The organism is Xylanimonas sp. McL0601, from assembly GCF_049852175.1.
Taxonomy (GTDB): Bacteria; Actinomycetota; Actinomycetes; order Actinomycetales; family Cellulomonadaceae; genus Xylanimonas.
In genome coordinates this window covers 3,086,936-3,110,960 of record NZ_CP187527.1, presented here as the reverse complement: position 1 = coordinate 3,110,960, position 24,025 = coordinate 3,086,936, and the positions used below count along the sequence as shown (strand labels likewise).

Annotated in this window: 19 protein-coding genes, 1 other RNA gene and 1 pseudogene; 16 read left to right on the top strand and 5 right to left on the bottom strand. The window is 72.6% G+C overall.

Features of this window, described 5'->3' with window-relative positions:
* Nucleotides 1–29 precede the first annotated feature (29 nt).
* Genes ACO4JP_RS14425 through ACO4JP_RS14415 form a run of 3 tightly spaced genes read right to left on the bottom strand, consistent with a single transcriptional unit; the run spans nt 30 to nt 3,080 of the window.
* Entirely contained in the window at nt 30–968 is a 939-nt protein-coding gene (locus tag ACO4JP_RS14425; protein WP_425954669.1) for a type II secretion system F family protein, read from the bottom strand.
* On the bottom strand, nt 965–1,822 hold the full coding sequence (locus ACO4JP_RS14420; protein ID WP_425954668.1) for a type II secretion system F family protein: 858 nt from the start codon (nt 1,820–1,822) through the stop codon (nt 965–967). The genes ACO4JP_RS14425 and ACO4JP_RS14420 overlap by 4 nt, the downstream gene beginning before the upstream one ends.
* 1 nt (nt 1,823) lies before the next feature.
* The gene (locus ACO4JP_RS14415) at nt 1,824–3,080 is read right to left on the bottom strand and encodes a CpaF family protein (RefSeq protein WP_425954667.1); all 1,257 of its coding nucleotides are present in this window, start codon (nt 3,078–3,080) and stop codon (nt 1,824–1,826) included.
* A 189-nt stretch (nt 3,081–3,269) separates the two neighbouring features.
* Between ACO4JP_RS14415 and prfB the strand changes: the two genes are divergently transcribed.
* Complete coding sequence (prfB, locus tag ACO4JP_RS14410) at nt 3,270–4,379, top strand: peptide chain release factor 2 (RefSeq protein ID WP_425954666.1); 1,110 nt, start codon at nt 3,270–3,272, stop codon at nt 4,377–4,379.
* Nucleotides 4,380–4,468: 89 nt separating this feature from the next.
* Here prfB and ACO4JP_RS14405 read toward each other — a convergent pair whose 3' ends face one another.
* The gene (locus tag ACO4JP_RS14405) at nt 4,469–7,402 is read right to left on the bottom strand and encodes a hypothetical protein (protein WP_425954665.1); all 2,934 of its coding nucleotides are present in this window, start codon (nt 7,400–7,402) and stop codon (nt 4,469–4,471) included.
* 282 nt (nt 7,403–7,684) lie between these two features.
* Between ACO4JP_RS14405 and ftsE the strand changes: the two are divergent.
* The 5 genes and pseudogenes from ftsE to ssrA all read left to right on the top strand — a co-directional run.
* A pseudogene (gene ftsE, locus ACO4JP_RS14400) lies at nt 7,685–8,362 on the top strand (cell division ATP-binding protein FtsE); the annotation flags it as partial.
* A gap of 465 nt (nt 8,363–8,827) precedes the next feature.
* Nucleotides 8,828–9,739 (top strand): permease-like cell division protein FtsX, encoded by a 912-nt coding sequence (ftsX, locus tag ACO4JP_RS14395; protein ID WP_425954664.1) that lies wholly within the window; start codon nt 8,828–8,830, stop codon nt 9,737–9,739.
* 3 nt (nt 9,740–9,742) lie between these two features.
* Nucleotides 9,743–11,167: a peptidoglycan DD-metalloendopeptidase family protein gene (locus ACO4JP_RS14390; protein WP_425954663.1), complete on the top strand. Its 1,425-nt coding sequence runs from the start codon at nt 9,743–9,745 to the stop codon at nt 11,165–11,167.
* A gap of 121 nt (nt 11,168–11,288) precedes the next feature.
* Complete coding sequence (smpB, locus tag ACO4JP_RS14385) at nt 11,289–11,795, top strand: SsrA-binding protein SmpB (RefSeq protein ID WP_425957123.1); 507 nt, start codon at nt 11,289–11,291, stop codon at nt 11,793–11,795.
* A gap of 101 nt (nt 11,796–11,896) precedes the next feature.
* Nucleotides 11,897–12,265, top strand: a transfer-messenger RNA (tmRNA) gene (gene ssrA, locus ACO4JP_RS14380).
* A gap of 56 nt (nt 12,266–12,321) precedes the next feature.
* Here ssrA and ACO4JP_RS14375 read toward each other — a convergent pair.
* Nucleotides 12,322–13,254: a DUF4349 domain-containing protein gene (locus ACO4JP_RS14375; RefSeq protein ID WP_425954662.1), complete on the bottom strand. Its 933-nt coding sequence runs from the start codon at nt 13,252–13,254 to the stop codon at nt 12,322–12,324.
* 100 nt (nt 13,255–13,354) lie between these two features.
* Here ACO4JP_RS14375 and ACO4JP_RS14370 point away from each other — a divergent pair, with 100 nt between their 5' ends.
* The 10 genes from ACO4JP_RS14370 to ACO4JP_RS14325 all read left to right on the top strand — a co-directional run bounded on the left by ACO4JP_RS14370 (nt 13,355) and on the right by ACO4JP_RS14325 (nt 23,997).
* Nucleotides 13,355–13,936, top strand: a complete 582-nt coding sequence (locus ACO4JP_RS14370) for a hypothetical protein (RefSeq protein ID WP_425954661.1) — start codon at nt 13,355–13,357, stop codon at nt 13,934–13,936.
* A gap of 54 nt (nt 13,937–13,990) precedes the next feature.
* Entirely contained in the window at nt 13,991–15,238 is a 1,248-nt protein-coding gene (locus tag ACO4JP_RS14365) for a cation:proton antiporter (protein WP_425954660.1), read from the top strand.
* 95 nt (nt 15,239–15,333) lie between these two features.
* Complete coding sequence (locus ACO4JP_RS14360) at nt 15,334–16,488, top strand: ROK family protein (RefSeq protein WP_425954659.1); 1,155 nt, start codon at nt 15,334–15,336, stop codon at nt 16,486–16,488.
* A 147-nt stretch (nt 16,489–16,635) separates the two neighbouring features.
* Nucleotides 16,636–17,946 (top strand): extracellular solute-binding protein, encoded by a 1,311-nt coding sequence (locus ACO4JP_RS14355; RefSeq protein WP_425954658.1) that lies wholly within the window; start codon nt 16,636–16,638, stop codon nt 17,944–17,946.
* A 79-nt stretch (nt 17,947–18,025) separates the two neighbouring features.
* The gene (locus tag ACO4JP_RS14350) at nt 18,026–18,949 is read left to right on the top strand and encodes a carbohydrate ABC transporter permease (RefSeq protein WP_425954657.1); all 924 of its coding nucleotides are present in this window, start codon (nt 18,026–18,028) and stop codon (nt 18,947–18,949) included.
* Nucleotides 18,946–19,857 (top strand): carbohydrate ABC transporter permease, encoded by a 912-nt coding sequence (locus ACO4JP_RS14345; protein ID WP_425954656.1) that lies wholly within the window; start codon nt 18,946–18,948, stop codon nt 19,855–19,857. Before ACO4JP_RS14350 ends, ACO4JP_RS14345 begins: the two co-directional genes overlap by 4 nt.
* A gap of 1 nt (nt 19,858) precedes the next feature.
* Nucleotides 19,859–20,872 (top strand): ROK family protein, encoded by a 1,014-nt coding sequence (locus ACO4JP_RS14340; protein ID WP_425954655.1) that lies wholly within the window; start codon nt 19,859–19,861, stop codon nt 20,870–20,872.
* Nucleotides 20,873–20,924: 52 nt separating this feature from the next.
* Nucleotides 20,925–21,707 carry a glucosamine-6-phosphate deaminase gene (nagB, locus tag ACO4JP_RS14335; protein WP_425954654.1) on the top strand — a complete coding sequence of 261 codons (783 nt, stop codon included), beginning with the start codon at nt 20,925–20,927 and terminating at the stop codon, nt 21,705–21,707.
* A 51-nt stretch (nt 21,708–21,758) separates the two neighbouring features.
* Complete coding sequence (locus tag ACO4JP_RS14330; RefSeq protein ID WP_425954653.1) at nt 21,759–22,085, top strand: DUF3039 domain-containing protein; 327 nt, start codon at nt 21,759–21,761, stop codon at nt 22,083–22,085.
* Between the two features lie 37 nt (nt 22,086–22,122).
* Nucleotides 22,123–23,997, top strand: coding sequence for a DEAD/DEAH box helicase (locus ACO4JP_RS14325; RefSeq protein ID WP_425954652.1), 1,875 nt, complete (start codon nt 22,123–22,125; stop codon nt 23,995–23,997).
* The last annotated feature ends 28 nt before the right edge of the window (nt 23,998–24,025 follow it).

Sequence of the window (24,025 nt, the reverse complement as noted above, 5' to 3'; positions counted from 1 at the left end):
TACTTGCGACGGTGTGGGTCGTGCGGGTGTCACAGGCCGACGCGCAGAGTGGCCAGGGACGGGAACACGGCGAAGACCACCGTGATGGGGAGGATGAGGAAGACGACCGGGACGAGCATGAGGACCTCCTTGCGCCCGCCCGCCTCCATGAGGGCGCGGCGCCCCGACTCGCGGACGTCCTGGGCCTGGGCACGCAGAACTTCGGCGAGAGGCGTGCCGCGCTCGAGCGCGACGGCCACCCCCTCGGCGAACCGCGTCAGCGACGGCAGCCCGGTCCGGTCGGCCATGTCGGTCAACGCGAGCCCGATCGGCGCGCCCGCACGGACGTCGGCGAGCATGCGGCGGATCTCGGTGGAGAGCTCCCCGCGTGCGGTCGCAGCGACGCGCTCGAGCGCGGAGAGGGGCGACTCGCCCGCGGTCACGGCGAGCGCGAGCAGCTCGGCGACCGTCGGGAACTCGGCGACCATGCGTTCCTCGCGTTGCCCGATCTGCCGCGTGAGCAGCTGGTCGCACGTCGCGAACCCGCTGGCCCCGCAGATCGTGACCAGCAGCGCGAGGGGCAGCGGGGCGAATCCCCGCGCCGCGCCGATGAGCAGGGCCAGGGCGAGGCCGGCGCCGAGGCCGGCGACGGTCCACACGACCTGCCGGGCGCGGAACTGGTCCACGTTCTCCGCCGAGCCCGCGCGGTCCAGCCGCCGCCGCACCTCGGCCCGCGGCGAGCCCAGCCGCTCGAACCAGTGCGCGACGTCCGCGATCCACGGCGCGAGCAGCCGCTCGACGACGGGGAACGGCGAGCGCACCGGCTGCTCGCGCAGGAGCCCGCTGGTCGCGTCGCGCGGCCGCAGCGCCGGGGCCAGGCGCTCGTCGAGCGTGATGCGCCGTCCGCGGACGCCCGCGACCACGAGCACGAGGCCGATACCGCCCAGCAGCCCGATGAGCGCGCCCGTCGGGGATGCCCAGACGCTCATCGCAGCACCCGCCCTTCCTCGGGCAGCCGCCCGATCCGGAGCATGAGCCGGTAGGCGACCACCGAGCACGCTGCCCCGCCTGCGAGCACCAGCACGCCTGCGGGGGAGTCGTACGCTCGGGCGGTCTCCGGCCGCGTCGCGAGGAACGCGAGCACGACCCATGGCCCGGCTGCGGCGAGCCGAGCGCCGCTGACGGTCCACGACTGCCGCGCCTCGAGCTCGCCGCGCGTCCGTGCGTCCTCGCGCAGGAACGTCGACAGCGTCCGTAGCAGACGCCCGAGGTCAGACCCGCCGACCTCCCGGGTCAGCCGCAGCGCCTCGATGATCCGGTCCGCGACCGGGTCTGCCAGCCGGGCCTTGAGCAGGTCGAGGCTTTCCGCGAACCGCCCGGTCGCGCGGTAGTCGGCGGCGAACCGGGCGAACGGCTCGCGCAGCTCGACCGGCCCGCGCTCGCCGAGCTGTCCCACGGCCTCGGGCAGCGACAGCCCCGCCCGCACCCCGGATGCCAGGTGGTCGACGACCTCGGGCCACACCTCGCGCAGCCCCCTGCGCCGTTTGCGCGCCCGCGCCGCGACGAGGGCCGACGGCGCTGCCGCGGCCATGGCGGCGAAGCACAGGCCGATCGCGGGCGACCGCGTGGTCGCGAACACGGTCAGCAGCACGACGACGGCGAGCATCGCGCTCGCCCCGTACAAGGCGCCCGGCGTGACCGACGCGGCTCCGGCCTGCACCAGCAGGTCCTGGGTGCGCGCCCGCCGCACGGAGGTCCGGCGCGGGCCGTCGTCCGGCACCCAGAACGACCACCACACGCAGAACAGCCCGAGACCGAGCACGAGGCCCGCGAGAACCCCCACGTCAGGCCACCGCGCCCGCGAGCAGCGCGCGCACGTCGATCCCGGCCCGCGCGAATCGCTCGTCTCCGGGCGGGAACCCGTCGCCGCGCACCAGCCGCCCGCCGAGCGCTTCGGGCTGCCGGTGGAACAGCCCGGCGGTCTCGACCCGCCCCTCCTCGACGCGCCCGGTCACGGCGACGATCTCGCGGACCTGTCGCGCGCCGTCGGGCGTGACGCCCAGGTGCACGACGACGTCGACGGCGCTCGCCACGGTCGGCACGACGAAGTGGTGCGTGACGTTCTCGCCCGCAAGCAGCGGGAGCGTGCACAGCTTGGTCACGGCCTCCCGGGCGCTGTTGGCATGGATCGTGCAGAGGCCAGGAACTCCGCTGTTGAGAGCCACGAGCAGGTCGAAGCTCTCGGCCTCGCGCACCTCGCCGACCACGATCCGGTCGGGGCGCATGCGCAGCGCCTCCTTGACGAGGCGGCGCAGCGGGATCTCGCCCGTGCCCTCGAGCGACGGCTGGCGGCACTGCATCGCGACGATGTCGCGGACGTCGAGCCGGAGCTCGAACACCTCCTCGGCGGTGATCACGCGCTGCGAGGCCGGGATCGAGCCGGCGAGCGCGTTGAGCATCGTCGTCTTGCCCGCCTGGGTCGCCCCCGCGACGAGGATGTTGAGGCCGGCACGCACGGCCGCGTCGAGGAACGCTGCCGCGTGCGGGGTGAGGGAGCCGAGCCGCACCAGGTGTTCCAGGCGGCTGGCGCGCACCACGTGCTTGCGGATGTTGACGGCCATGTGCTCGCGCGTGACGTCCGGGATGACGACGTGCAGCCGCGACCCGTCGGGCAGCGCCGCGTCCACGAACGGCGAGCTGAGGTCCAGGCGGCGCCCGCTCGCCTTGAGCATCCTCTCCACGAGGTCGCGCACCTGCTGCGCGGTGAGGATGGTCGTCGTGAGCTCGGGCACGCCGCTGCGCGCGACGAACACCTGGGCCGGCGAGTTGAGCCAGATCTCCTCGACGGTCGGGTCGTCCAGGTACTGCTGGAGCGGCCCGAGCCCGGCCAGCGAGTCGACGACGGAGCGCGCCGCGTCCCCGGCGTCGGGCAGGGCGGGCACGAGCCCGCGCGCGGTGCGCTCGGCGTAGTCGCCGACGGCGTCCGACACGAGACGGTCGAGCGCAGCGCGCTCCCGCACCGGATCGAGGCCGCGGCGGCGCACGAGCTCACGCACCTCGCGCTCGAGAATGGCTGCGGCGTCGTCGATGACGGCAGTCATGCGTGTCCCCCCGGATCCACACGGTCCCGGGCCAATCGTCAGACCCGGGGCGACCGCTCAGGGCGGCCATGAAGGCTGAAGGGTAAGCGACACGACGGCTTTCCTGAAAACTGCCTGTGGACAAACCTCGCGGCCCTGCAGCGCCCCCCCGCGTCCTGCGGCACGGTGGCGCAGGTAGCCTTGACACTCGTGGCCACCATCGACTTCCCCGCAGAGATCCGCGCGCTGCGCTCCACGCTCGAGTCCATCGAGTCCGTGAGCGACCCGGAGGCGCTGCAGCGGAAGATCGCCGAGCTCTCCGAGCAGGCCTCTGTCCCCGACCTGTGGGACGACCCGGACGCGGCCCAGAAGGTCACCTCCGCGCTGAGCGCCACGCAGGCGGAGCTCAACCGCGTCAAGGACCTCGGCGCCCGCATCGACGACGTCGAGACGCTCGTCGAGCTCGGCGAGGAGATGGAGGACGCCGACTCGCTGACCGAGGCGGAGGCCGAGGTCGCCGGGATCCGCAAGGACCTCGAGGCCCTCGAGGTGCGCACGCTCCTCAGCGGCGAGTACGACGCACGCGAGGCGGTCATCACCATCCGCGCGGGCGCCGGCGGCGTCGACGCCGCGGACTTCGCCGAGATGCTGATGCGCATGTACCTGCGCTGGGCCGAGCGCCACGGCTTCCCGACCAAGGTCATGGACACCTCCTACGCGGAGGAGGCGGGCCTGAAGTCCGCGACGTTCGAGGTCAACGCCCCGTACGCGTTCGGCAACATGTCGGTGGAGGCGGGCACGCACCGCCTCGTGCGCATCTCCCCGTTCGACAACCAGGGCCGCCGTCAGACGTCGTTCGCCGCCGTCGAGGTGGTGCCGCTCATCGAGCAGACCGACAGCGTCGAGATCCCGGAGTCGGAGATCAAGGTCGACGTCTTCCGGTCGTCGGGCCCCGGCGGCCAGTCGGTCAACACCACCGACTCGGCGGTGCGCATGACGCACATCCCCACCGGCATCGTCGTCTCGATGCAGAACGAGAAGTCGCAGCTCCAGAACCGCGCGGCCGCCCTGCGCGTGCTGCAGTCGCGCCTGCTCCTGGTGCGCCAGCAGGAGGAGGCGGCGAAGAAGAAGGAGCTCGCGGGCGACATCAAGGCGAGCTGGGGCGACCAGATGCGCTCGTACGTGCTCCAGCCGTACCAGATGGTCAAGGACCTGCGCACCGAACACGAGTCGGGCAACACGGCCGCGGTGTTCGACGGCGCGATCGACGACTTCATCGAGGCGGGCATCCGCTGGCGCCGCAGCGGGCAGACCAGCTGACCCAGGTCACAGCATGGCGGGACCCTGGTGGTCCGTCGACGGGGTCTCCGTCGCCGGACCGCCAGGGTCCCGTCGTCTGCGGGCCGGGATCAGCCCTTGACGACGACGCGGCCGCGGGCGGTCAGCCCCGTGCCTGCGCCGGTCGCTGTCGCACCCGCGGTCGCGGACGGTGCGACGACGGTCGCGGTGGCGACGCCGTCGGTCCCGGCAGTGACGACGACGGGGTCGACGCCGTCGGCCGTGAACGTCACCGACTCGCCGCTGCGGAACCCGCCTGCCGCGAGGGTGACCTGCGCGCCGGCCTTCGCCGGCTGGGCGGAGACCGACGACCCGGCCTGGACGGCTGCGAGCTCGGTGCACGGGTCGCCGGGCACGCCGTAGGAGGGCAGCGCGGCGGCGAGGCTGCCGTTGGCGGCCGGGACGATGCCGTCGTCCTCGCTGATCTGCGTGAAGACGATCGAGCGTGAGCCCATGACCGCGCCCGTCGTGTTGACGACGCTGGCCTTGACCTGGGTCCCGGCCGTCGTGCTCGGTGCGTCGTCGCCACGGACCGGGGCGGAGACCACCTGGCACGTCTGCCCAGGACCGAACGTGACCTTCTCCATCGCCACGCCGAGCCGGCCGGTGGCCGAGCCGAGCACGGACACGTACGCCGTGACCGGGGTCGAGGACGGCTTGTCGAGGTAGACCGCGACCTGCGTGGTGCCCTCCCCGTCACCCTCGGCGCGGTTCGGCGCGAACACGCCGATCGTGCGCCACGGCCGGGTGGTGACGCTGCCGACGGCCGAGCTCTCGAAGGCGAGGTCGGACAGGTAGGCGGCGCCGGCCGGCGTGCCGTCGAGGCCGACGGCGCCGGTGAGGGCGACCGTCCGCAGGTCGGTGACGTCGAGGCCCGCGGCGGCCAGGGCCGCGACGGGGACGTCGACCTGCTGGAGCACGATCTTCTTGAGCGTCGAGGTCGCCTGCGAGGAGGCCGACGTGGGCATGCGCACCAGCGCGTTCGCGTTGAGCGCGGAGACCGGGCTGGTCCAGGCCGTGCCCTTGCCATCGGTGACGGCGACCGTGAGGTCGGTGCCCGTGGGAACGGTCTCGCCGGCGGCTGCCTTGAACGAGATCCGCTCGAAACCCTGCGCGGACCGGTGCGCCGAGGGCAAGGTCACGGTGAGCCCGTCGCCCGCCGACGCCCAGGTGAGCCGCGTGACGGGCGTGGCGGGCACCTCGCCGCCGTTGGACGCGGGTGTCCAGTGCGGCACGGTCGCGCTCGGCTGCGTCGAGCACGCGGGCAGCTCCTGCGGCGTCGTGCGTCCGGACAGGCTCGCGCACACCACCGCCGTCGCGGCGCCGGTCGCGGCGACGGCCGGGGAGGCGGCGTCGAACGCCGCGACGGTCGAGCGGGCCGACGACGGCGCCGTCGAGACGCTGCGGACGTCGGCACCGCCGAGGGCGGCGGGGACGGCCCCCGAGCCGTCGAACATGGGCAGGAACTGCGTCTCGCCGCCCATCGTGAGGCGGAACCATGCCGTCATGACCGACGTGCCGACGTCGTACTGCTCGTCGGAGGTCAGGCGGATCGAGGTGGCCGCGACCGACGGGTCGGTGCCGCAGGTGGGCTCCTTGGCGCGGGCCGACCCGGCCGAGCCGGACCAGTCGTCGCTGGACGAGAAGGAGAACTTGCCGGGCGTCCAGACCGTGTTGAAGAAGTTGTGGTCGGCGCCCATGACCCACACGCCGGACCGCAGCGCGTCGTCGTCGAACGCGTACCGCGAGTCGTCGAGGAGGTGCTGGCCCTGCTGGTTCGACACGTCGCCGTCGCAGTAGGGCAGCATCACGAGCATCGGGATGCCCGGGACGGTCATGCGGCCGAAGTCCACCGGGGCGAGCGGGAGCACCGAACGGATCTCGAACGGGTTCGCGAGCGCCTGGTTGAGCTTGACCGCCGCCGTGACGCCCTCGCCGCCGCGCGAGTGGCCCATGAGGCCGATGTTCGTCAGGTCGAAGCGGCCCTTGAGGTCGCGGGCCGTGACGGCGTCGAGCGGCGTCACGCCGCCGGGGAAGGCGGGTGCCCACGTCGAGAGGGCACTCGTGCCTGCGGTCAGGGCCTCGTCGAGGGTCACGTCCTGGCCGGTCCAGGCGTCGTGGTAGCTCACGGGCTTGCCCTGGTCGGCAGTGCGGAGCATCGCCAGGGTGTCGAGCACCAGCCGGCCGCGCGCGACGGCGCCCTGGTCGGCCGCGAGCTGGTTGTCGTTGGCGTTGATCGCGTCGGCCGAGACGGAGACGACGGCGTAGCCCTGGCTCGCGAGCGCGCGGGCGGTGCCGTCGTAGCCGAGGAAGCTCGGGATGGTCAGCTGCGCGACGGTCGCGTCCGGGCTCGTGGCGCACGGCCACCGGTTCGGGTTGGCGGGGATGCCGGGCGTGGGGCTGTAGCAGGACGAGTGCCGGCCGTGCAGCAGGATCACCGTCGGGCGGGCGCCGCCCGTGGTGGGCAGGTAGATCTTGCCCTCGAGCTCGCCGCGGATGCCGCCGATGCCCTCCAGCGGGATCGCCTGGTCGCCGAACTGGTAGATGGACTCGGTCCAGGCGTAGGGGCCCCGGGCCGCCGGGTCGTCCGCGAGCGCGGTGGTCCGGGCGGTCGGGGCCTTCTTCGCCTGGCCGGGCGGGGTGGAGGGGGCGTGCTCGGAGGGCTGGCTGAACCAGCCGCGCTCGACGGCGGTTGCCGCGGCGACCGCCGGGTCGGCGGTGAACGCCGTCAGCGCGAGGCCGTCGGCCGACTCGGTCGCGATGCCGATGCTCTCGCCGTCGACGACGACGGTCGGTGCGTCGGAGCGGACGGGCAGCTTCTCGGGGAGGCGGACGGTGACGTCGTAGCCGCCGGCGACGCGCGTGATCGTCCAGTCGTCGCCGGCGGCGACCGGACCGCCGGCGGGTGGTGCGGCGCCCGCGGTCGGGGCGACGGCGGCGATGAGAGCCGTCGCGACGAGGGTGGCGGCGAGGGTGCGGGACGGGGAGTGCCAAGGGACGTTCAAGGTGCCTCCTCGGATGGGGTCGGGCTTCGGGCGGCCCGTGCCCGCAGCAAACATCCAGGAGGTTTCACGGCGGCGGCCGAGCCGTTTCGGCCGCGTGAACGCGCGAGCAGGCCCGGAGCCCCGGGCGGCCGCCCGCCCGCCCCGAAGCGATCCGCGACGCGCGGCGTGTCACTGAGCCGGGTCGCCAAGGGGCCGTGCGATGGTCGAGGGCGAGGTCGTCTGCCCGGCTGACGTGTGGGGTGGCGGTCCGTTGCACCGTCCCCGAGCACGGGAGCCCGCGCCGTGATCCGTTTCGAGAACGTGACGAAGGTGTACTCGCGAGGAGCGAGACCGGCCCTGAACGACGTCTCCGTGGACGTCGCCAGGGGTGAGTTCGTGTTCCTGGTCGGCGCGTCCGGCTCAGGCAAGTCCACGTTCCTGCGCCTGGCGCTCCGTGAGGAGCGGCCCACGCAAGGCACGATCTACGTCGCCGGCCGTGACCTGTCCCGGCTGAGCGGGTGGAAGGTGCCGAGCCTGCGCCGCAGCATCGGCATGGTCTTCCAGGACTTCCGCCTGCTGCCCAACAAGACCGTGTACGAGAACGTCGCGTTCGCGCTCGAGGTGATCGGCCGCCCCCGCCACGTCATCAAGACGACGGTGCCCGAGGTCCTGGAGATGGTGGGCCTCGACGGCAAGGAGAAGCGGCGCCCGCACGAGCTGTCCGGCGGTGAGCAGCAGCGCGTGGCCATCGCCCGCGCGTTCGTCAACCGCCCGCCGATCCTGCTCGCCGACGAGCCCACCGGAAACCTCGACCCCACGACGTCGCTGGGCATCATGCGCCTGCTGGAACGCATCAACCGCACCGGCACCACGGTGGTCATGGCCACTCACGACGACGAGATCGTCAACGAGATGCGCAAGCGCGTCGTCGAGCTCTCGGCCGGCCTGGTGGTCCGCGACGAGGCGGCCGGCGTCTACGGCGAGCGCGAGCGCATCCTGCCCGACGTCGCCGCGTCCCCCGTGCTCGACGCCCCCGGGCAGGGGGAGCGGCAGCTCCACCGCATCGAGGTCACGCCCGAGGCCGGCGACCTCGAGGCGGAGGCCGCCGCCGAGGCCGCGGCGGCGCGCGCCGAGGACGTGCCGGCCGGGTCGCGCCGCCGCCGCCAGGGCGCGGCGCGCCGCGCGGACCTGCGCGAGGCTCCACGTTCCGTGCCGATCGCCGTCGTCCGCGCACCGGAGAACGACGACGCCATCGCCGCCGAGCCCGCGCCGCTGCCCCCAGTCCCGCCTCCGCCACCCGAGCCGGTCACGTACACGGTCCCAGCCCCCTACGTCCCGGCGCGCCGCGTGGACCTCACCGCGCGCCGGCCCCCCGCCGAGGCCGACGACGTCGTCCAGCAGGTGCTGCGCGAGCACGCCCTCCGCGCGGGAAGCGAGGGCTGAGGCGTGCGCGTGCAGTTCGTCCTCACCGAGGTCCTCCACGGCCTGCGCCGCAACCTGTCGATGGTCGTCTCCGTCGTCCTGGTCACGTTCGTCTCGCTCGCGTTCGTCGGTGCGGCCGCGCTGATCCAGAAGCAGGTCAACAAGCTCCAGGACGACTGGTACAACCTCGTCGAGGTCTCCGTCTTCCTGTGCCCCGACGGGTCCACGGCCCCGACGTGCGCCGCGGGCGAGGCGTCGCAAGCGCAGATCGACTCCCTGCGCAGGGTGATCGACGACGAGCTCGGCTCGGAGGTCGCCAAGGTCTACTTCGAGTCGAAGGCCGACGCGTTCGCCGCCTTCCAGAAGCGCTACCCGGACGGGTACCAGGGCACGCAGCTCACCGAGGACGACATGCAGGCGTCGTTCCGCCTCAAGCTCGCCGACCCGTCCCACTACGAGGTGGTCGCGGACGTGCTGCAGGGCCGCGACGGCGTCGAGGTGGTCGAGGACCAGCGGGCCGTGTTCCAGCCGCTGTTCCTCGCGCTCAACCGCCTCTCGATGCTCGCGGCGGGCCTGGCCGTCGTCATGCTGATGACCGCGGTGCTGCTCATCACGACGACGATCCGGCTGTCTGCGGTCTCGCGCCGGCGCGAGACAGGGATCATGCGCCTCGTCGGCGCGTCGAACCTGTTCGTGCAGCTCCCGTTCCTGCTCGAGGGCGCCATCGCGGCCGTCGTCGGGTCGCTGCTCGCCGTCGGCGGGCTCTGGCTCGGGGTGCGCTATCTCGTCACCGACTGGCTCGAGAAGTCGGTGAACTGGGTCGCCTACGTCTCGACCGGGGACGTGCTCGCGGTCGCGCCGCTGCTGGTCGGCATCGCGGTCGCGCTGGCCGTGGTCTCGTCGGTCGTGACGCTCAACCGGTACACGAGGGTGTGAGAGATGAGAACGGCACAGGCTGGCAGCGGAACGGGCGGCGTCGTGCGCGCCGTCGTGGCGGCGCTGCTCGCCGTCGCGCTCGGGCTGGGGGCGGCGGCGTCGGCGACGGCCGACGACATCGACGACCGCCGGGCAGCCGCCGAGCAGAACGCCAAGCAGAAGAAGGCCGAGCGGGCCCAGCTCCTGGTGGACCTGGACGAGACCAACGCGAAGCTGGCCAAGGCCGTGCTCGACCTCAACACCGTCGAGGGCCGCCTGCCGCTCGCGCAGGCCGAGCTGGCGCGGGCGCAGGCCGAGCTGGAGAAGGCACGCCGCGAGGCCGAGATCCTCGCCCAGCGCCTCCAGGACGCGAAGGACCAGGAGGCGTCGGTCACGGCCCAGATCCAGGCCGGCGCGGGCAAGGTCGACACCGCCCGCGCGGACATCGCGCAGATGGCGCGCGAGGCGGCGCGCGGCCAGGGCGAGGTCTCGGCGCTGGGCCTCGTGACCGGGGCGCAGTCCACCGAGGACTTCCTGCAGAACTACGCGGTGACGTCGTCGGCGGCCCGGTCGCAGGCCCGGACGCTCACCCAGCTCCAGGACGCCGAGGCGGTGGCCCGCAACCAGGAGGCTCGCCTGCAGGCGATCCGCGAGACGATCACGCAGCTCAAGAAGGCCGCGGACGCCAACGTCGTCGAGGCGAAGAAGGCCGAGAAGGAGGCCGCGGACCGCAAGGCCGAGGTCGAGGCGCTCGTCGTGCAGCAGAAGCACCTCAAGGCGGAGATCGAGGCCCAGAAGGTCGCAGCACAGCAGGAGATCGAGGAGAACGAGGCCGACCAGAAGGCGCTCCAGGCAGAGATCAAGACGATCATCAAGGAGCAGAAGGACCGCGACGCCCGCATCGCCGAGATGCGCCGCAAGGCCGAGGATGAGGCGCGCCGCAAGGCCGCCGCGGCGGCCGCGGCGGCGGCCAGGAACGGCGGCTCGAACGCGGGCAGCTCGGGCGGAGGTGGCGGTGGGGGCGGCCAGGCCGCACCGCCGACGACGTCGACCTTCCTGGGCTGGCCGACGGCGGTGCCCTACGTGACGAGTAGCTACGGCTGGCGCTTCCACCCAGTGCTGCACTACTGGCGCCTGCACGCGGGGACCGACTTCCGTGCCTACTGCGGCACGCCGATCTACGCGGCGCAGTCGGGCTTCGTCGTCAAGGAGTTCTACGGGAGCGGGCCGGGCAACAACGTGCTCATCGACCACGGCAGCCACAACGGGCAGAACGTCATGACGCGGTACCTGCACCTGTCGCAGTTCTCCGTCCACGCCGGGCAGTGGGTCAACAAGGGGCAGCAGGTTGGGCTCTCGGGCGCGACGGGCACCGTCACGGCGTGCCACCTGCACTTCGAGGTGTACATCAACGGGTCGACGGTCGACCCGATGACGCGACTGCCCTGACGGCCCTGACGGCGCGGTTCGCGCTGCGCGCGAAAAGCCGGGCTCCGGACGCCGTCGGCCCCGTATCCTGGGAGGCCGACCGGAAGAAGGAGCAATCGTGGCCAAGGGCGCACCCAAGCAGGTGGCGGAGGCGTGGGCGAAGCCCAAGGCGAAGGCATCGCATGGACCCGTGCGCACGATCGTGGCGAACAACAAGAAGGCGCGCCACGACTACGTGATCGAGGACGTCCTCGAGGCCGGCGTCGTGCTGGCCGGGACCGAGGTCAAGGCGCTGCGCATGGGCCGCGCCTCGCTCGTGGACGGGTTCGTGCTCATCGACCGCGGCGAGGCATGGCTCGAGGGCGTACACATCCCCGAGTACTTCCAGGGAACGTGGAACAACCACGCCCCGCGCCGCAAGCGCAAGCTGCTGCTCCACAAGGACGAGATCGTGCGCCTGGGCCACAAGGTGCAGGAGAAGGGCCACACGATCGTCCCGCTGTCCCTGTACTTCCTCGACGGCCGAGCCAAGGTCGAGATCGCGCTCGCGCGAGGCAAGAAGGAGTACGACAAGCGGCAGACGCTGCGCGAGCAGCAGGACATGCGCGAGGCCCAGCGGGCCATCCGCCAGCGCGAGCTGCTCAGCTGACGCCGTCGGGCGCCGGGGCGGCGGAATACCGTCGCCTGGCTCCGGGTTGCTCGGGTAGGCTGAAGAAGTTCCCGTCAGGGAGCGCGTTGACAACTGCACATGGGGCTGATCGGTTTCGACGGTGGTCGTGCTTCGAGGAGAAGCGGGCCGAGGATGCAGGCTTATCTCGTAAACGATGTCTGCAAACCTATAGTTGCCGATAACACGCGCAACGACTTCACCCTCGCCGCCTGAGCGAGCTCTGAAGTCCGTGAGCCCGGGATCGCTCTCGACCCGGTAGCTCGCGTCATCTAGAGAGCCACTGCTGCTAGCTCACGTCACCGGGGCTAGCGGGACACCTAGGTGACTGAGCCCGTCCGCGAATGAGTCTGCGCAAGCGCGGGGGCCGAGAAAATCCATAGCAGAATGCGCCCGGAGAAGTCCTGGAAAAGCGTCACCGGACCAGGGTTCGATTCCCTGCAGCTCCACCATCAGCCAGTTGTCAGACGACGGCGGGCCACCCACGGGGTGGCCCGCCGTCGTCGTGTCAGGCGCCGTCGGCCGGCACTGCCGGCTCGATCGTCCGACGGCGGCGCACGAGGAAGACGGCGCCGCGCCACACTACGAGCACCAGGCCCGCCAGCAGGAGCCACGGGAGCAGCGCACCGAACGTCACGGCCGCCACCCGAAGAGTCGCGGTCAGCGCATGCCACCCCGCCTCCAGCCCGCCCCGGAACCCGGTCGCGGGAGGGGCGAGCGCCGCGACCGCTCCCTGGTCGGCGACGACGTGCACGTCGAGCGTCGACATGGCGACGCGGTCGCTCAGGTCGGCGCGCTGCGCCTTGAGCGCGTCGAGGTCGGCCTGGCGTGTGGAGAGCTCCTTCTCCACGCGCAGCAGGTCGGCGGTGTCGGCCGCTTTGGCCATGAGCTCCATGAGGCGGGCTGTCGAGGTCTCGAGCGCGGCGATGCGCGCATCCAGGTCTCTGCCCGTGGCCGTGACGTCCTCCTTGGTGAGCGAGACATCGGCGACCTCGCCGAGCCCGCGGAGTGCGTCCAGCGTGCGGTTGACGGTGTCGGCGGGCAGGCGCAAGGTCAGGTGCGCGCTCGCCGGGGCGCCGTCCGTGGCCCGCCGCTCTTCGCGCAGCTCGACCCGGCCCCCAGCCTCCTCGGTCAGCGTCGCGATGCGCGCGGCGGCATCGGGGGGATCGGCCGCGACGACTGTCGCCGTGCCCGTGGTGACCACCTCGCGTTCGGCGGCCGCCGCTTCGGCGGCTGGTCCCGCAGCGGCGTCGACGGCGGAGCCGAGCTGGCCGTCGCCGGCCCGAGGTGCCTGCGCCCCCGACCCCGCGTCCGCGCCCGAGCTGGATGCCTGGTCACCGCTTGAAGCGCTGCACCCGGCGGCGAGCAGCACTGCCGTGACGAGCGCGACGAACACGACCGACCGGTGCGAGCCCAGTGCGGTGCCAGACGTGGGTTCCATGACGAGAGTGTGGCGTGACGAGCCGCCGTGCGGAGCCCGCGAGCGGTCACTGTCTGGTCACGATTCGCGGGCCCGGCCCGGGCACTATGCTCGCGCCACCATGAGCGCCACCCGTGCTGATCGCCACGCATCCCGTCCTCGCCTCGCGTCGTCGATCGTGCTCGCGTTGGTCGCGATCCTGACCGGCTGTGCCGCGGCCGACGAGCCGCCTGCTGGAGGTGCGGTGGACGAGCAGCCACCTGAGCGATTCGTGATCGTCCCCGACGACTACCACGTGCCGTACGCCGGCACGGCGCAGGACGGGCGCAAGTTCTTCCTCAGCGACGAGCTCTTCGAGTTCGGGACCGAGGACGACCCCGGGCCCGGCTACGTCGGCCTCTACCTCTGGAACCCGGACGGCACGTTCGACGAGGTGCGCGTCGACGAGGTGCCTCGTGCCGACGGGCTGCCGCCGGGGCAGGCGGCGAGCGCCGGTGCCGAGCAGCTGGTCGCCGCGCGGCTCGCCGAGCTGGGCGACTACGTGCTCGAGCCGATCGAGGTCGAGCCGTTCACACGGGTGGTCGACGGCGTGACCTTCGGCTGGGTTCTTGACGAGTTCGAGGGCACCTACTCGATCCACGTCGAGCCGGGGAACTTCATCGCGTACTACGCGCCCTGGGACGGCCTCGGGTACGACACCTGACCGGGCGGAGGCCGCCTACAGCGAACCTCCCCCCGTCGGCGTGAGAATGCCGAGATGACCTTCGCGCAGCTCTCGCTGATCGGGCTGGTCGCGCTGCTGGGCCCGCTCCTCGCATACCGGAAGGGCTGGCACCTGCCGGTCGTGCTGGGCGAGCTCGTCGCCGGCATCATCATCGGGCGCACCGGGTTCGGGCTCGTGGACACCACCGATCCGGTCTTCACCTTCCTCGCCGACCTCGGGTTCGGCCTCGTGATGTTCGTCGCCGGCACGCACGTGCCGATGCGGGACCCCGCGCTGCGGCCGGCGCTGCGCGCTGGGGCGGTGCGGGCGGCCGTCGTCGGGGTGGTCGCCGCCGCGCTCGGCATCGCCGTCGCGCAGCTCAGCGGCATCCCGCACGCCCCCGTCTACGCGGTGCTCATGGCGTCGTCGTCGGCGGCGATCATCCTTCCGGCGATCGACAGCCTCGGACTCGGCGGGCCCCACGTCGTCGGGCTGCTGCCCCAGGTCGCGATCGCCGACACGCTGTGCATCGTCGCGCTGCCGATCGTCATCGACCCGGCGAACGCGGTCCGTGCCGCGGCAGGCGCCCTCGCCGTGCTCGCCACGGCCGCCGTCTCCGGGCTGGTGCTGTGGCAGCTCGAGCGGAGCGGCATCCGCCGCCGCGTCCACCGCGTGTCCGAGGACCGCAAGTTCGCCCTCGAGCTGCGTATTCAGCTGCTGGTGCTCGCGGCGTTCGCCGCGCTGGCCGTCGCCACGCACGTGTCGATCATGCTCGCGGGCTTCGCCTTCGGGCTCGCGGTCAAGGCCGTGGGGGAGCCGCGGCGGCTCGCCCGCCAGCTCTTCGCCCTCACCGAGGGCTTCCTGGGCCCGCTCTTCTTCGTCTGGCTCGGCGCAAGCCTGAACCTGCGCGAGTTCGGGGCCCATCCGGAGATGATCTGGCTCGGCGTCGCGCTCGCCGCCGGCGCCGCCGTCGCGCACCTCGCGGGCAGGCTGCTGGGGCAGCCGGTCTCGATGGGGCTGCTCGCCGCGGCGCAGCTCGGCGTCCCCGTCTCGGCCGCGACCGTGGGCGCACAGCTCGGTGTGCTGCGCCCCGGCGAGGCCGCGGCGTTCATGCTGGGCGCGATCATCACGATCGCGGTCGCCGTCGCCGGCGGAGGGCTCGCCGCGCGGGCGCGCATGCTCACGGTGCCCGACGGCGGTGCGCGGCTCCCGCGCAGCCCGCTGCCCGCCGGCGATGCGACCGCCCCGGACGGTGAGGGCGCGCCCGGCCCCCCCGCGGCCGGCGAGACGGCGCCCGCATGACCGGCTCTCGCAGCGCCACCTGATCCGATCACGATTCGATCACGCCGTGCCTTGGCCCGTGGACGTTAACTCGTTAAGACGCTTTACTAACAAACATGTCCTCGACGACGAGCGTGGGCGCTTCGAGGCGGGCCCTTGGGTCCGGACTTCGCGCCACCGCCAAGGTGCTCCCGGAGCACACCCGGGCGCACAACCGCGCCATGGTGCTCCAGCACCTGTTCCACGAGGGCCCCACGTCCCGCGCCGACCTCGCCCGGGCCACCTCGCTCACGCGCGTCACCGTCTCCGACCTCATCAACGTGCTGATGGCCGAGGGCCTGGTCGAGGAGCTGGGCATCCAGCGCGGCCGCGGCGTCGGCAAGCCCGCGATCCTCGTCGGGATGCGCACCGACGCGTACCAGATCGTCGCCGTGGACCTCTCGGACGACACCGTGATGCGCGGCGCCGTCCTCACGCTCACCGGCGAGGCCGTGGTGCGCCGCTCGCTCGCCGTCGACGACCGCACCGGCGACGAGCTCGTGTCCCTCGTCGAGCGGTTCGCCCGCCGCCTCGTCGCGGCCGCGACCCAGCCCGTCATCGGGGTGGGCCTGGGCTCGCCGGGCATCATCGACGAGAACGGCCGCGTCGTCGAGGCGCCGAACCGCAAGTGGTTCGACCTTCCGCTCGCCGCGATCCTGTCGGAGCGGCTCGGGCTTCCCGTGCAGGTCGCGAACGACGCCGACACCGCCGCGCTGGGGGAGTACACGTACGGCGGCGCCGCCGACTCGATGCTCGTCATGACCGTCGGTCAGGGCGTCGGTGCCGGTCTTGTCGTCGAGGGCTCCCGCGTGCACGGCGTCAACGGCGCGGCGGGCGAGCTCGGCCACGTCACCGTCGTCGAGGACGGCGAGCCGTGCGCCTGCGGGCGCCGCGGCTGCCTCGAGACGCTGCTCTCCGCGCCGGCGTTGCGCCGCGCGGTCGCCGGCCTGGACCGCGAGGCCGCCGACGCGGTGCTCGCCGGCATCGGCCGCACCCTCGGGATCACGCTCGCCCCGGTGGTCTCCGCCCTGAACCTCGGCGAGGTGCTGTTGTCCGGCCCCGCCGACCTGCTCGACGGCGCCCTGCGCGAGGCAGCGCAGGCCACCGTCGCCGAGCGGACCATGCCGGCCGTCAGCGCAGGGCTGCGGCTGCGGATGGCGACCCTGGACGAGGACGTGGTGCTCGCAGGCGCCGCGGTGCTCGTCCTGGGCGCCCAGCTGGGGGTGTCATGAACCCAGCAGCACCGTGAACCGGCAGCTCCCAGCGCCTGCGTCGCCGCAGGCGCGTTCCCCAAGGAACCCCAGCCCGGCGGCACCGCCGTCGATGCTCCAGCGAGAGGAATCACCCCAGTGAAGCGGAACCGTCTCGTTGCCACGTCCGTGGCTTCGACCATCACGTTGGCGCTCGCGCTGACCGCCTGCGGCAGCGGAGGCACCGGCGACAACAATGCCGCCTCGGAGTCCCCGACCGCCGCCCCGAAGCCGGCCAACATCACGCTCTGGCTCAACGGCGCCGACACGAACGACGACCTGCGCGCCTACCTCAAGACGACGTTCGAGAAGGACAACCCCGGCTCGACGCTCACCATCGAGGAGCAGTCGTGGACCGACCTGGTCCCGAAGCTCACGACGGCCCTGGCCGACGCCAACAACACGCCCGACGTCGTCGAGATCGGCAACACGCAGGCGCCGACCTTCACCGCCGTGGGCGCGTTCCGCGAGGTCTCGCCGGACTTCTTCAACGAGCTCGGCGGCGAGAAGCTGCTCCCCTCGTTCGTGGCGGCCGGTGACTTCGACGGCAAGCACTACGCCCTGCCGTACTACTTCGGCTCGCGCTACATGTTCTACCGCAAGGACATCTGGACGGCCGCCGGCCTCGAGGTGCCCAAGACGCTGAGCGAGTTCTCCGACTCGGTCAAGAAGCTCAAGACCGACAAGCAGTCGGGCTTCGCCATGGGCGGCCAGGACTGGCGCAACGGCATCTCGTGGATCTTCGCGAACGGCGGCGAGCTCGCCACCGTCGACGGCACCACCTGGACCTCGACGCTGTCGGACCCGAACAGCATCAAGGGCCTCCAGGAGTGGCAGGACGTCTACAAGGGCGCCTCGCTGCTCCCCGCCACCGACCGTGACGTGGCGTACTGGGACTTCCTGAACGACGGCTCGAAGGGCGAGCCGCCGGCCGCGGCGACGATCATGGCCCCGGGCTGGGCCCGCTGGTCGATCGGCGACATGACGAAGAATGACAAGGGCGAGGAAGTCCGCGACGGGATGAAGGACGACACCAAGTTCGACATCTTCGCTCTGCCGGGTGTCGACGGTGGCATCGCCCCCGTCTTCGCCGGTGGTTCGAACATCGCGATCTCGGCCAAGTCGCAGCACCCGGAGCTCTCGGAGAACCTGCTCCGGATCATCTTCTCGTCCGAGTTCCAGAAGATGCTGGGTGGCGCCGGCCTCGGCCCGGCCAACTCGGACTACGCGTCCTCGCTCGGCGACGACAAGTTCGCCAAGACGATGATCGAGACCGCTCAGGCCTCCAAGCTCACCCCGGCCGCGCCGGGCTGGGCCGCCATCGAGGGTGCCTTCGTCTACGAGGAGCTCTTCCAGAAGATCGCCGAGGGCGGTGACGTGACGGCTCTCGCCAAGGAGTACGACGCCAAGCTCACGCCGATGCTCAACGGCGAGTCCTGACACACGATCGGTGCGGGGGCGACGGCGGTCCCGTCGTCGCCCCCGCACCGTGACCCTCGCCCACCGCGAAGGAGTTCCCATGGCCACCACCGCGCTCGGTGCGCCCCAGCGGCAGCGCCGCCGCCACGTGACGCCGTACCTGCTGCTGATCCCGGCCGTCGCCGCGCTGCTGCTCGGCCTCGGCTACCCGGTCTACTGGCAGGTCGTCACGTCATTCCAGAAGTTCGGTCTCGCTCAGCAGTTCGGGCAGCCACCGACCTTCGCGGGTCTCGACAACTACGCCAAGATCTTCTCCGACGAGACCGCGGTCGCCGTCGTCCTCCGCTCCATCGTCTTCTGCCTGGTCAACGCCGGCCTGACCGTGCTCATCGGCCTCGCCGTCGCGCTCCTCATGCGGGCGGTGCACGGCTGGGTGAAGGTCGTGATGCAGGTCGCCATGCTGCTCGCCTGGGCGACGCCGGTCATCGCGGCGGTCACGGTCTTCCGGTGGCTGTTCGACGCCCGCACGGGCGTCGTCAACTGGTTCCTGGTGCAGCTCGGCTTCGAGAGCTACCAGGGGCACGCCTGGCTCGCGGAGCCGCTGTCCTTCTTCTTCGTCGCCACGCTGATCATCGTGTGGATGTCCGTGCCGTTCGTGGCGCTCTCGCTCTTCGCCGGGCTCACCCAGGTGAACGACGAGCTGCTCGAGGCCGCCCGCATCGACGGCGCCAACGGGCGCCAGATCCTGTGGCGCATCATCATGCCGCTCGTGCGACCGGTGCTCGCCATCGTGCTGCTGCTGCAGATCATCTGGGACCTGCGCGTGTTCGCCCAGATCCGCCTGCTGCAGGACGCCGGCGCCCCGGTGTCCGAGACCAACCTGCTCGGCAACTTCATCTACGAGCTGGGCATGGCCCGCAACAACTTCGGTGGAGCGGCCGCGGTGTCGATCTTCGTGCTGCTGCTCACCATCGTGCTGTCCGCGCCGTACGTGCGCAGCCTCATCAAGGAGGACGACGCATGACCGCCGTCACGACGACCGCGCCCGCCGGCGCGACCACAGTCAACCCCAAGACCCGCCCCCGCTTCTCGCCCCGCCGCCGTGCGGGCAAGTGGCTGCTGTCGCTGCTCGGCCTCGTCGTCGCCGCCGTCTGGGCGTTCCCCGTCTACTGGATGATCCTCTCGGCCTTCACGCCGAACGCCCGCCTGCGCTCGACCACGCCCCAGTTCCTGCCGACGCACTCGACCCTCGCGAACTTCCAGACGCTGCTGAGCGGCGGAAGCGGGTTCTGGACCGCCCTGCGGATGAGCCTCTCGATCACGCTGCTCACCGTCGTGCTGGTGCTCGTGTTCGCGTTCCTCGGCGCCCTGGCGATCAGCCGGTTCAGGTTCCCGGGCCGCAAGTCGTTCGTGCTGGCCGTGCTGTTCATCCAGATGCTGCCGGCCGAGGGCCTGTTCATCGCGCAGTACAAGATGCTCGCGAGCGTCGGCCTGCTCAACAACGTCATCGGCATCTCGGTGCTCTACACGGCCGCGGTGGTCCCGTTCACCATCTGGATGCTGCGCGGGTTCGTGGCCGGCGTGCCGGCCGAGCTCGAGGAGGCGGCGATGGTCGACGGCCTCTCGCGCACCCGGGCGTTCCTGCGGATCACGCTGCCCCTGCTGGCCCCGGGGCTCGTGGCCTCGGGCGTGTACGCGTTCCTCCAGGCGTGGAACGAGTTCACGATCGCCCTCGTCGCCCTGCCGAGCCAGTCCGCGCAGACGCTGCCGCTGTGGCTGCGCGGCTTCATGTCGGCGTCCGCGAGCCGCGGCATCGACTGGGCGCAGGTCATGGCCGCCTCCACGCTGATCGCGCTGCCGGTCATCGTCTTCTTCCTGTTCGTCCAGGGGCGGATGACCTCCGGTCTTGTCTCGGGCGCGGTCAAGGGCTGACATGACCGTCGTCTCAGGGTCGGCGGACGGCCGGCCCGCTGTGGACGCGGTCGGCGCCAGGCCGACCGTCGGTCTCGACATCGGCGGCACCAAGACGCTCGCGGCCCTGCTCGCGCCCGACGGCGAGGTGCTGGCGCAGGCTCGCATCTCCACCGTGCGCGGGCCTGACGCCGTCGTGGCCGGGGCCGTGCGCGCGGTCCAGGGCGTGGTGCGCCAGGCGGGCCTCGAGGTTGCCGCGATCGACGGCGTCGGTGTGGGCGTCCCGGGCATCGTCGGGTACGAAGACGGCACCGTGCGGCACGCGGTCAACCTCGGCATCGAGGGCGTGCTGCTGCCGCTCGCGGCGCGGCTGCGCGCGGAGCTCGGCGTCGACGTCGTGGTCGACAACGACCTGAACGTCGCCGCGCTCGGCGCCGCGCACCTCGCGCCGGACGCGGCCGCGCGCCCGATCGACCTCGCGTTCCTCGCGCTGGGCACGGGCCTTGCCGCGGGCCTCGTGCTCGACGGCGTGGTGCGTCGCGGCACCGGGGCGGCGGGGGAGATCGGGCACGTGCCTATCGACCCGCTCGGGCCCGTCTGCCCGTGCGGGCAGCGCGGCTGCCTGGAGCTCTACGCGTCGGGGACCGCCGTCGAGCGGCTGTGGCCCGCGCGGACCGGGCGCCCCGCGCCCGTCGAGCTCTTCGAGGCCGCCGCGGCCGGAAACCCCGACGCCATCGCGGCCAGGGACACCTATGCCGACGCCGTCGCGGCGGCCGTGCGGATGCTCGTGCTGAGCGTCGACGTGCGGCGCGTGGTGCTGGGCGGGGGAGTGGCGCAGCTCGGCGAGCCGCTGCTCGACGCCGTGCGCGCGGCGCTGGGGCGGCAGGCCGCTGCGTCCCCGTTCCTCTCCTCGCTCGCGCTGCCCGAGCGGGTGCTGCTGGCTCCCGGGCACGTGCCCGTCGCCGCCGTGGGCGCCGCCGTGCTCGCGCGTACTACCACGCTGCCGGCCGGCGTCGTCGAGCCCACCCCCCACTGAGCCGACCGACCCCGACCGACCCCGACCGACCACCGGACCAGGAGGCCCGCTGATGGAAGTCGTCATCGCCCCCGCCGACGAGCTGGCCGTGCTGGCCGCCGGCACGATCGATGCGCTGCTGCGCCGCAAGCCCGACGCCGTCATCGGCCTCGCGACGGGCTCGAGCCCGCTCAAGGTCTACGACGAGCTGGCCCGGCGGCATGCCGAGGACGGCCTGTCGTTCGCCCAGGCGCGCGGGTTCATGCTCGACGAGTACGTCGGGCTGCCGGCCGAGCATCCCGAGCGGTACCGCAACGTCATCGAGCGCGAGATCGCGTCGCGCGTCGAGTGGGCGGCCGACCGCGTGCAGGGCCCGGACGGGCTCGCCGAGGACCTGCCCGCCGCGTGCGCGGCGTACGACGAGGCGATCGCGGCCGCGGGCGGCGTCGACGTGCAGATCCTCGGGATCGGCACCGACGGGCACATCGCGTTCAACGAGCCCGGCTCGTCGCTGGCCTCGCGCACCCGCATCAAGACGCTCACGGCGCAGACACGTGAGGACAATGCGCGGTTCTTCGACGGCGACATCGAGCAGGTGCCCACCCACTGCCTCACGCAGGGCCTCGGCACGATCATGGCGGCGCGCCACCTGGTGCTCCTGGCCACGGGCAAGCACAAGGCCGAGGCGGTGCACCAGCTGGTCGAGGGCCCCATCTCCGCGATGTGGCCGGGCACGATCATGCAGATGCACCCGCACGCGACGGTGCTGGTCGACGGCGCCGCGGCGTCGCGCCTGCAGCTGGCCGACTACTACCGCCAGACCTACGCGAGCAAGCCGGCCTGGCAGGGCCTGTAGGAGCGCGCAGACCCGGCCGCGGTGTCGGCGCTGCGACGTAGACTTCCCGGCATGAGCGATCCCCTCTCGTCTCCCTACGCGCAGCCGGCCGCACCGAACGAGCCCGGCGCCGGCACCGACCTGCTGGAGCGCGAGGAGACCCGGCAGGAGGTCGAGCCGGGCGACCACGAGCGCTTCGCGCACTACGTGCGCAAGGAGAAGATCATGCAGTCCGCGATGACGGGCAAGCCCGTCATCGCCCTGTGCGGCAAGGTGTGGGTACCGGGGCGCGACCCGAACAAGTTCCCGGTCTGCCCGGTCTGCAAGGAGATCTACGACGGGTTGCGGGACCCGCAGGACGGCGACCCGGGGTCCCCGGGTGCGCCCGGGGCGAAGTGAGGACGCACCTGGGGTGGGGCGGGGGCGACTCGAGCACGTGAGCGCCCTGCCGCTGCCCGAACCTGACCCTTTCGATCTCTTCGCCGCGGCGGCCGAGCCGGAGACCCTGCACGAGCCGCTGCGCCGTGCTGCGCCCCAGGCGCCGTCTTCTGCTGCCGCGTCCCAGCTCGGCCCCGCGTTCCCGCGCCGGGCGCCGTGGGGCACGGCGTCGAACCTGCGTGCCTGGCAGGCGGAGGCGATCGAGCTGTACCGCGCGAAGGAGCCGCGTGACTTCCTCGCCGTCGCCACGCCCGGCGCCGGCAAGACGACGTTCGCGCTGCGCGTGGCGACCGAGCTCATCGAGCGGGGCATCATCCGGCGGGTGACCGTCGTCGCGCCCACGGAGCACCTCAAGCACCAGTGGGCCGACGCCGCCGCGCGCGTCGGCATCCGCATCGACCCGTCGTTCAAGAACTCCCAGGGCCGCCACGGCACGCACTACGACGGCGTCGCGCTCACGTACGCGCAGGTCGCCGCCAACGCGGCGCTGCACCGGGCGCGCACCGAGGCGGCGCGCACGCTCGTCATCCTCGACGAGGTGCACCACGGCGGTGACGCCCTCTCGTGGGGTGACGCCGTGCGGGAGGCGTTCGAGGACGCCACGCGGCGCCTCGCGCTGACGGGCACGCCGTTCCGCTCGGACACCGCGCCCATCCCGTTCGTCACGTACGAGCAAGACCGCGAGGGCATCCGCCGGTCGAAGGCCGACTACACCTACGGCTACGGCGAGGCGCTTCGGGACAAGGTGGTGCGGCCGGTCCTGTTCATGACGTACTCGGGCAGCATGCGCTGGCGCACCAAGGCGGGCGACGAGGTGTCGGCCCGCCTCGGCGAGGCCATGACCAAGGACCTGACCCAGCAGGCGTGGCGCACCGCGCTCGACCCCACAGGTGAGTGGATCCCGTCGGTGCTCGCCGCCGCCGACAAGCGCCTCACCCAGGTGCGCCGCTCCGTGCCCGACGCCGGCGCGCTGGTCATCGCGACCGACCAGACCGCCGCACGCGCGTACGCCGGGCACCTGGCCCGCATCACGGGCTCCAGCCCCACGGTGGTGCTGTCCGACGACGACGGTGCCTCGGCGCGCATCGATGAGTTCGCGCAGGACGACTCCCGGTGGATGGTCGCGGTGCGCATGGTGTCCGAGGGCGTGGACGTGCCGCGGCTCGCCGTCGGCGTCTACGCGACGTCGACCTCGACACCGTTGTTCTTCGCGCAGGCCGTCGGGCGGTTCGTGCGGGCGCGGTCGCGCGGCGAGACGGCGTCCGTGTTCCTGCCGTCGGTGGCGCCGCTGCTGGATCTGGCGGGCGGCATGGAGATCGAGCGGGACCACGCGCTCGACCGCCCGGCGACCGCCGAGGAGCAGGGGATCGAGTACGACCCCGAGGCGGAGCTGCTCGCCGAGGCGAACCGCGAGGAGAAGACGTCGGGCGAGCTGCTCGGCGCGTTCGAGGCGATGGAGTCGCAGGCGTCCTTCGACGGCGTGCTGTTCGACGGCGGCCAGTTCGGCACGGGTGCCGACGTCGGCTCGGCCGAGGAGCTCGACTTCCTCGGCCTGCCGGGGCTGCTCGAGCCGGAGCAGGTCACCGCGCTGCTGCGCCAGCGCCAGGCCGACCAGCTGCGGAGCCGCTCGGGCGGGGGCGCGACCGAGCGGGAGCTCACGGCCGAGGAAGCCGAGCAGGAGCACCGCCGGGCCGCAGCGCTGCGCAAGGAGCTGTCCAAGCTCGTCTCGGCGTGGGCTCGCAAGAGCGGCCGACCGCACGGCTCGGTCCACACGGAGCTCCGCCGCCGCTGCGGCGGGCCGGAGGTTCCGCTCGCCACGTCGGCACAGCTCGACGCGCGGATCGCGATGGTCCGCGCCTGGTTCGTGTCCTGACGTGACGGGTCTCGACGGGCTCGACCAC